This window comes from Lactobacillus gigeriorum DSM 23908 = CRBIP 24.85 (genome assembly GCF_000296855.1).
GTDB classification, from domain to species: domain Bacteria; phylum Bacillota; class Bacilli; order Lactobacillales; family Lactobacillaceae; genus Lactobacillus; species Lactobacillus gigeriorum.
Genome location: NZ_CAKC01000067.1, coordinates 1 through 8257 on the forward strand (window position 1 = coordinate 1; position 8257 = coordinate 8257).

General features: G+C 38.6%; 9 protein-coding genes and 1 pseudogene. 3 read left to right on the plus strand and 7 right to left on the minus strand.

Translation table 11 applies throughout. From position 1 onward, the window contains the following. On the plus strand, positions 1 to 642 hold a 642-nt coding region (locus BN52_RS06810), incomplete at its 5' end, for an IS30 family transposase (RefSeq protein ID WP_157685050.1). Positions 643 to 649: 7 nt separating this feature from the next. On the opposite strand, the gene galU is transcribed toward BN52_RS06810, so the two are convergent. Further along, on the minus strand, positions 650 to 1546 hold the full coding sequence (gene galU, locus BN52_RS06815; RefSeq protein WP_008473678.1) for a UTP--glucose-1-phosphate uridylyltransferase GalU: 897 nt from the start codon (positions 1544 to 1546) through the stop codon (positions 650 to 652). Between the two features lie 58 nt (positions 1547 to 1604). After that, complete coding sequence (locus tag BN52_RS06820; protein WP_008473679.1) at positions 1605 to 2603, minus strand: substrate-binding domain-containing protein; 999 nt, start codon at positions 2601 to 2603, stop codon at positions 1605 to 1607. A gap of 153 nt (positions 2604 to 2756) precedes the next feature. Here BN52_RS06820 and BN52_RS06825 point away from each other — a divergent pair, with 153 nt between their 5' ends. Next, positions 2757 to 3863: an aminopeptidase P family protein gene (locus BN52_RS06825; RefSeq protein WP_008473680.1), complete on the plus strand. Its 1107-nt coding sequence runs from the start codon at positions 2757 to 2759 to the stop codon at positions 3861 to 3863. Positions 3864 to 3919: 56 nt separating this feature from the next. On the opposite strand, the gene BN52_RS06830 is transcribed toward BN52_RS06825, so the two are convergent. The 3 genes from BN52_RS06830 to BN52_RS06840 form a co-directional block, all read right to left on the minus strand. Continuing rightward, positions 3920 to 4273 (minus strand): hypothetical protein, encoded by a 354-nt coding sequence (locus tag BN52_RS06830; protein ID WP_008473682.1) that lies wholly within the window; start codon positions 4271 to 4273, stop codon positions 3920 to 3922. Between the two features lie 13 nt (positions 4274 to 4286). Then, positions 4287 to 4712: a DUF948 domain-containing protein gene (locus BN52_RS06835; RefSeq protein WP_008473683.1), complete on the minus strand. Its 426-nt coding sequence runs from the start codon at positions 4710 to 4712 to the stop codon at positions 4287 to 4289. Between the two features lie 130 nt (positions 4713 to 4842). Then, positions 4843 to 5439, minus strand: coding sequence for an NAD(P)H-binding protein (locus BN52_RS06840; protein WP_008473684.1), 597 nt, complete (start codon positions 5437 to 5439; stop codon positions 4843 to 4845). A 146-nt stretch (positions 5440 to 5585) separates the two neighbouring features. Here BN52_RS06840 and gndA point away from each other — a divergent pair, with 146 nt between their 5' ends. Beyond that, positions 5586 to 7019 carry an NADP-dependent phosphogluconate dehydrogenase gene (gene gndA / locus BN52_RS06845; protein WP_008473685.1) on the plus strand — a complete coding sequence of 478 codons (1434 nt, stop codon included), beginning with the start codon at positions 5586 to 5588 and terminating at the stop codon, positions 7017 to 7019. A 93-nt stretch (positions 7020 to 7112) separates the two neighbouring features. On the opposite strand, the gene BN52_RS06850 is transcribed toward gndA, so the two are convergent. Next, positions 7113 to 7529, minus strand: a complete 417-nt coding sequence (locus BN52_RS06850; protein ID WP_008473686.1) for a hypothetical protein — start codon at positions 7527 to 7529, stop codon at positions 7113 to 7115. 226 nt (positions 7530 to 7755) lie between these two features. Continuing rightward, a pseudogene (locus tag BN52_RS10455) lies at positions 7756 to 7943 on the minus strand (ABC transporter transmembrane domain-containing protein); the annotation flags it as partial. Between the last annotated feature and the right edge of the window lie 314 nt (positions 7944 to 8257).

The window sequence follows — 8257 nt, forward strand, 5'->3', positions numbered from 1 at the left end:
TTGAGCCATGGCAATAGAGGTGCTATTAGAAAGCTTCGTCATCGCGGGAAATCTCGTCATACAAAGGACTATGTAGAACGAAGAGGAAAGATTCGAATCAGCCATGATATCGAAGAGCGTTCAACAGAGGCTGAAAATCGATCGAGAATCGGCGATCGGGAAGCAGATACAGTTGCCGGTATAGTTGGAAAAGCCTGCTTGGTGACATTGGTAGATCGCAAGAGTAGATATTTGATTGGAGGCAAGGCACAAGAAAAGAAAGCTGATGCGGTTAATCAAACGATGATCGACGCCTTGAGGAATCAACCCTGTGAATCTATAACTCCAGATAGAGGCAAGGAGTTTGCCAAGCATGAAGAAGTAACGCAAGAACTCAAGGTTGAATTTTACTTTCCTAAGCCACATCATCCATGGCAGAGAGAAAGCAATGAAAACACAAATGGACTGATAAGAGAATATCTTCCAAAGGGGCAAGATTTAAGCAAGTATAGCCAAGAAGAAGTCCAGGAGATATTCTCCAAGATAAATAAACGTCCAAGAAAATGTTTGGGATATCTAACGCCATATGAGGTATATAAATCTGAGTCCGTTGCACTTAGTTTGACAATTCAAGGTAGAAAAAATGACGAATCATTTTTCTAACTCGTCATTATTTTTTCTTACTTTCTTGTTCAAGCTTCTTACCTAGCTCGATGATGTACTTACGCAATTCATCTTTAGTTTCTGGGTGCTTCAACCCATATTGAATTGAAGTTTCCAAGTAGCCTTCTTTATTACCTACGTCATGACGTTGTCCGGTAAAGACATGAGCAAAAACTCGTTGCGTCTTGTTCAAAGAATCAATGGCATCAGTCAACTGAATTTCGCCACCACGACCTGGTTTTTGATGCTCCAAGATATCAAAAATTTCTGGAGTTAACAAGTATCTACCGATAATTGCCAAGTCGCTTGGTGCATCTTCAATCGCTGGCTTTTCCACAAACGACTTTACATTATATAAGTCCTTAGTGATCTTTCCTTCTGGTTCAATTACCCCATATTTGGAAACTTCTTCATGAGGAACTTGCATAACTGCAATTGCCGAAGCGTGAATTTCATTGTAGTCGTTAATCAATTGCTTGGTTAGTGGCACCTTGTCTGACATCAAATCATCGCCAAGCATGACGATGAAAGGTTCACCAGCTACGAAACTACGAGCACGATAAATCGCATCCCCCAAACCTGCTGGGTGTGGTTGGCGCGTATAATATAAGTTTACCCCTAAATTAGTAATTTGTTGGGTCAACTTCAACAACTCAACCTTACCAGTTTCTTCTAGGTCTTGCTCAAGTTCTGGATTAGAATCAAAATGGTCTTCGATTGACCGCTTTGATTTACCAGTAACGATCAAGATGTCTTCGATCCCAGAATTCTTAGCTTCTTCAACAATAAATTGAATCGTTGGTTTATCAACAATAGGCAACATTTCCTTAGGCATTGCTTTAGTGATTGGCAAAAATCTTGTTCCTAAACCTGCTGCTGGAATAATCGCTTTTCTAACTTTCATCGATTTTTTCTCCTTAAACAAAAAGCAGCTGTAGCAGCCACTACACCTGCTTTTATCCTTAACGATTAATAGTACTTTGCTTCTTTACCAATTCGTATGGCAATTCGATATGCAAATCTTCAACTTCTTCGTTGTTCATTAACTTGGTTAACATTCTCATTGCTACCGCACCAATATCATAAAGAGGTTGCTTAACTGCTGTCAAGGCAGGTCTTACAACTGATGCAATTTGCGTTGCACTAGCGGTAATGATTTCAAAATCTTCTGGAACCTTAGCGCCTGAATCAACTGCTGCATTTAAAATACCGACAGAGCTGTTGTCGCCAGTTACGATAATACCGTCAACTCCGTCTTTAATCAATTTAGGATATAAATTGTAACCATCTGAGTAGTCATAAACTCCAGTGTACAAATGTTCTTCCATATCATGATCAGCTAAAAATTCACGATAAGCTGGAATTCTGTGTTCACTGTTAACTACTGCTTCTGCATCGCCAAGTACTAAACCCAAGTTCTTCTTGCCATCATTAAGCAACAAGTTAAGTGCTTCGGTATCAGCCTTGTGATAGTTAATTGTAACTGATGGGAAATCAAGCCGGTTATCTTTTGTTCCTGCTAAAACCACAGGAGTTGAAGTCCGCTTGAAAGCTTCAGCTGCTTCATCAGTCAACTTATTAGACATGTAGATCACGCCATCAACTTGCTTGTTAAGCAAACCTTGGATAACTTGATCTTCCTTCATTAAACGATTTTCAATACTGGTAATAATGATGTTGTACTTGTATAAAAGAGCAATATCATCGATACCTTTTGACAATTCCGCAAAGTAAAGATTAGTCAATTCCGGCACAATCAAACCTACAGTAGTAGTTCTCTTAGAAGCCAAACCTTGAGCTACTGCGTTTGGTTGGTAGTGCAAACGTTTGATCACTTCTTCAACACGTTCACGTGTTTCTTTACGGACGTTACTATTACCATTTACCACCCGAGAAACTGTAGCCATTGACACCTTAGCTTCACGGGCAACATCATAAATAGTTACTTCTTGTTTATGCATTTTTTGTTCCCCAGTTCTTTAAATAGTTACTCATTATAAATCTACCATATTTTTCGTTTAGGTGCAAACGTTTACAGTTTTTCTTTCATTTTTTCATAGATTTTAAGTGCTATACTTGGATCAGTTACATATTATTGGAAAAGAGGACATTATATGAACTTAGATAAATTACAGACCTGGCTGCAAGAGCAAAATCTTGATTTAGCTTACATTTCTAACCCAATTACTATTGCCTACTTCACAGGCTATGAAATGGAACCACACGAAAGAATTTTCTCTTTAGTAGCTTTTAAAGATGCAGACCCATTTGTCTTTACTCCTGCCTTGAATGTTGAAGAAGCCAAGGCTAGCGAATGGGATGGCGACGTTTATGGCTATCTTGACTCAGAAAATCCTTGGGCTTTGATCGCTGATCACATTCGTCAAAGAACCCACGAATTTAGCAAATGGGCCATTGAAAAAGATGATCTTTCAGTTGCCCACTTCCAATTCCTTCATGAACAATTTGCGGATGCTGACTTCAATGGCGACGTTTCACCATTCATTCAACGCATTCGTTTGTACAAGACGCCTGCTGAAATTGAAAAACTTAAGGGGGCAGGTGAAGAAGCTGACTTTGCCTTCAAGATTGGTTTTGATGCAATTCGTACTGGTGTAACCGAAAGAAGCATTGCTGGTCAAATCGACTACCAATTGAAATTACAAAAGGGTGTAATGCACGAAAGTTTTGAAACTATCGTTCAAGCCGGTGCCAACGCTGCCAATCCTCACCTTGGTCCTACAATGAACAAAATTCAACCAAATCAATTAGTTTTGTTTGACTTAGGAACCATGCATGAAGGTTATGCTTCAGACTCAAGTAGAACGGTCGCATATGGTGAACCTTCTGCTAAACAAAGAGAAATCTATGAGGTTAATCGTGAAGCTCAACAAGCTGCCATCGAAGCAGCTAAGCCTGGTATTACTGCTGAAGAACTTGATAGCGTAGCTCGTGACATCATCACCAAGGCTGGCTATGGCGAATACTTTATTCACCGTTTAGGCCATGGTATTGGTAAGAACGTTCACGAATACCCTTCAATCGTTCAAGGAAACGATTTGGTAATTGAAGAAGGCATGTGCTTCTCAATCGAACCGGGTATTTATATTCCTGGATTTGCCGGTGTAAGAATCGAAGACTGTGGTGTAGTAACTAAAGATGGCTTCCAACCATTCACTCATACTGACAAGGCTCTGAAGATTTTGCCATTAAAGGATTAATCAATGCTAACAAAAAAGCAACGCTCTCACAAGAACGTTGCTTTTTTTGCTGGAAATTATTCTTCAGTTGTTTCAGAAGCAGTTTCATCTTCTGCATGATCTAAATCTGAAACTGTTTTTTCAGCATTTTCATCGCTAGCAGATTCTTCTTTAGAATCATCAATTACAATGTCATCAAAATCCTTTAATTCAGTATCATCATTTACAGTCTTAGGGAATGATGATAATTGGTTCTTAACAATTTCAGTACCATTATCATACTTCTTCTTTAAGTCTTGTAAATGTTCGTTGTCTTTGATCTTTTGTTTTACGTCATCAAGTTGATCATCATCAACTAATAGAGAACCGGCTACGAAACCAACTGCAGCCCCAACTACTGTTCCCAATAAGAAACTTGAAAATTTGCTCATATTATTTCCTCCTTTATTCTTTGCCTCTACGTCTTTTGCGACGAGCTAAAGCAGCGGTCAAGATCGATGAAACCATGCTGGCTCTGCTCAATCTGATGTTATTAACGCGCTTAACCATCTTCTTGGATGAAGCATTAAGTTCTGATACGCTTTCGCCTAAGTCGGCAGCAGCTTTTACCACTGGGTCAACTGTTTTCATCTTATTATTGATATCGGCTAAAAGGTCATTAGTTTTGTCGAGTAAGTCGCTACTCTGCTTCATCAAGCCATCAACATCGGTAGATAGTTCTTGAATAGACTTATTTGTGGTTTCAATTGTACTACTTACCTTACTTAAAGTTTTTGAAGTTTTAACAAGCATTGGAATTGTGAACAGCACAAGTAGCAAAAATGCTACGGCTGCAATTAAGCCTGCTAAAGCAGCATACGATATTTCCATATTTTAACCTCCATTAAAACACCTAATGAAAGTCTAGCATGAAAATGCTTTATTCTCAATGCTATCGGCAATTTTATCCACGTTCTTTTTTAGAAAATCGCTTTGTTTTCACTAATCAAAATTGACGCATTTATAAGCTAGACTTTTTGTTGTGACTGATAATAGTCACTACTTCTTTAGCAAAATCATTGCGGGCAATTGGCCGAATTTTAGCAAATCCTGGCCACTTTTTAACTAAGGCCAAGGCCCTTCCTAAATAGTAAGTCGATTGACGCTGCCGATCATAAATTAATCCTGGATAAAGAATAGTCACGCGATGAGATAACTTTGTTTTAAGTAATTGCTCTGCTAATTTTTTAGCAGTTAAATAGCGTGCTAATGATTTAGGAGCATAATTGGCCGAAACAAATAGCAATTTATTTTCTCCACTCTTCATTAGCTCAGCAATTCTATTAGCAGGCTCAATAATCTCATTTTGATAAGTTAGTCCCTGCTTTAGGTTTTCCCGCAAAATGCCTACGCAGTCGATTACCCAATCTGAGCTTTTTATCAGCTCTTGCCAACGTTCATCATCAAAACTGCCAGCATAATATGTCGCCCCAAGCTGAGAATCATATCTTTTACCATGGCGTGATAAGCTGTAGACCTTATAGCCAGGGATTTTTACTAATTCTTGAATAATGCCTTGCCCGACCAATCCCGTGCCACCAACGATTGTAACTTGCATTTTTCCCACCTCTAATCTAAGAGCCAACTTTCAAGTTTATTATAGCAAACTACACCTTGAACATAGCGTAATCAAAATTCAATTTACTTTTAGTAAGTTCTGCTATAATAGAAGCAGATATTTTTATAGATTAGGAGAATTTGCGAATGTCAGAAAAAAAGGCACAAATTGGTGTAATCGGACTTGCAGTCATGGGTAAGAACCTTGCCCTTAATATCGAAAGTCGTGGCTTCACTGTTGGCGTTTATAACCGTCACCGCAACCGGACTGACGAAATGATGCGCGATCACAGCGATAAGAAGTTAGTCCCAAGTTATACGCTTGAGGACTTTGTTAATTCGCTTGAAAAGCCTCGCCGAATTTTGATGATGGTCAAGGCTGGCGCAGGTACTGATGCCGTTATTGATCAATTATTGCCATTGCTTGATAAAGGCGATGTGTTAATTGACGGTGGTAATACTAATTTCCACGACACAATGGCGCGCAATGCCAAATTAGACAAATCAGGTATCAACTTTATTGGTATGGGCGTTTCTGGTGGTGAACTTGGAGCACTTCATGGGCCAGCTTTGATGCCCGGTGGCCAAAAAGAAGCATATGACCTTGTAGCTCCTATTTTGACACAAATTGCAGCTAAGGCTAAGGATGGCAAGCCTTGCGTAACTTATATCGGACCAAATGGCGCTGGCCACTATGTAAAAATGATCCACAACGGGATCGAATACGGCGATGAAGAATTGATCGACGAAAGTTACAACATTATGCGTAACGTACTTGGTCTTTCAGTTCCAGAAATGGCAGACATTTTTGCTGAATGGAATAAGGGCGAACTTGACTCTTACTTAATTGAAATCACTGCTGATATTCTTTCACGCCAAGATGACTTGGGTAGCGGTAAACCAATCGTTGATATGATTCTTGACCGTGGTGCTAACAAGGGTACTGGTAAATGGTCATCTGAAACTGCATTGGATGGCGGTGCTCCACAATCAGTGATTACGGAAGCCGTTTATGCACGTTATATCTCAATGATGAAGAAAGAACGTGTAGCAGCCAGCAAGGTTCTTCCTGAAGACGTTGAAAAAGTTAACTTGACTGATGAAGAAAAGCAAGAATATATCGAAAAGATTCGCCAAGCTTTGTACTTCGGTAAGGTTATGTCTTACGCACAAGGGTTTGAACAAATGAGAATTGACGGCCAACGCTACGATTGGAATTTGAAGTTCGGCGAATTGGCTCAAATTTGGCGTGAGGGATGCATTATTCGTGCTCAATTCTTACAAAAGATTACTGATGCATTTGCCAAGAACCCAGACTTGGATAACTTATTGTTAGACGATTACTTCAAGGAAATCGCTGGCAAATACCAAAAGGCAATTCGTGAAGTTGTAGCTATGTCAATCAAGGCTGGAATTCCTGTTCCTGCATTTGCAGCAGCAATCAACTACTACGATTCATATCGTGCTGAAGTTTTGCCAGCTAACTTGTTACAAGCTCAACGCGATTACTTCGGTGCTCACACTTATGAGCGTACTGATCGTAAAGGCAACTTCCACTACAGCTGGTATGAAGAACAATAATTAATTTTCGAATTTAGTCTAACAAAAAGGATTGATCATCTTCGTTTTTAAACGTTGAATGATCAATCCTTTTTAATTATCTATGAGCAATTGCTACTTGTCTTTGACATCTATCATTTTACTAAGACCAATCGACCATAAAAAGTAGAACACAGCGCTTGCTATTAGAATAACACCCCAGTGAATATTAAGCGTTTGCGTAATGTCTTTAGTCTTGGCAAAATTGTTAACCATATTGGTTGCCATGCTGATTACGAAAAATTCTAGGAAACTCCGAATTACTTCAAAGAAAAGCTTATATTTAATCCGCTCTTTATTATCAACTACGAAATTCGACTTATATCGATGCTCAATTTGAGTGTAGAAAATTCTTCCTATAGCAACAAGAAAAGCAATTAATCCAACTGAACCAATAATTATCATTGTCCAAGCAGTAATTTTCGGCTCAACAAATACGGTTGCTAACCCTGCTGTGAGAGTGATACATAGTAAGACAATAAAGGCTAACACTGCTTTAGCATCAAACTCACGAACGATTCGTAAATCTTGATTAGAAGCATCATCCCTTAAGGACCATAATTTTCTTTCACTTTTTGTAGGACCATTTTTTGTCCCTCCCTCTTCAGTAATATTTATCTTTCCACTTTTAGTATAAGGAGTTAATGAATGAGGATAAGATTTTTTCGTAAGTCGTAGTTTTTCGTTCTTATTAGGAAGGTTCGTCTGTTATGTTGAAAATTAACAATAATAAGTCTAGAAAAAGGGAAAGCACTGTACTTGCAAGTACGTCAATAATACTACTTGCATCAGAAAACCTAGAAGTAATCTCTCCTATCTTTCTTGTAGAAAAAAATCCATCGGTAATTCAAAAACATGCTTTATATATGACATATTTAATGTCATAGAAAGTCTCTGGCCCGGAATATTTGAGACTGTAAAATAGTTTGTGTAAGGATGGACGATTCCTTAAATTTTATTCCCTGAACATTAGAAAAAGGAGCTCCTTTCTCGTATGATTGGTTTGAACAAAAAAACAACATACAGAAAGAAGAACTCCTTCATGAATGATTTTACCAAAAATATTGCTCAAGCTCTATTCGATCAAGACAAAATAAATGATTTATTGCGTAAACAGCTCCAACAGGCAGTCAATGATCTGCTTGAAGCTTGAGAATGCCCAGTGGTCAATTAGCTATAGCACGATCTATCGAGCTATTTACGCTCATATGTTTGATGAG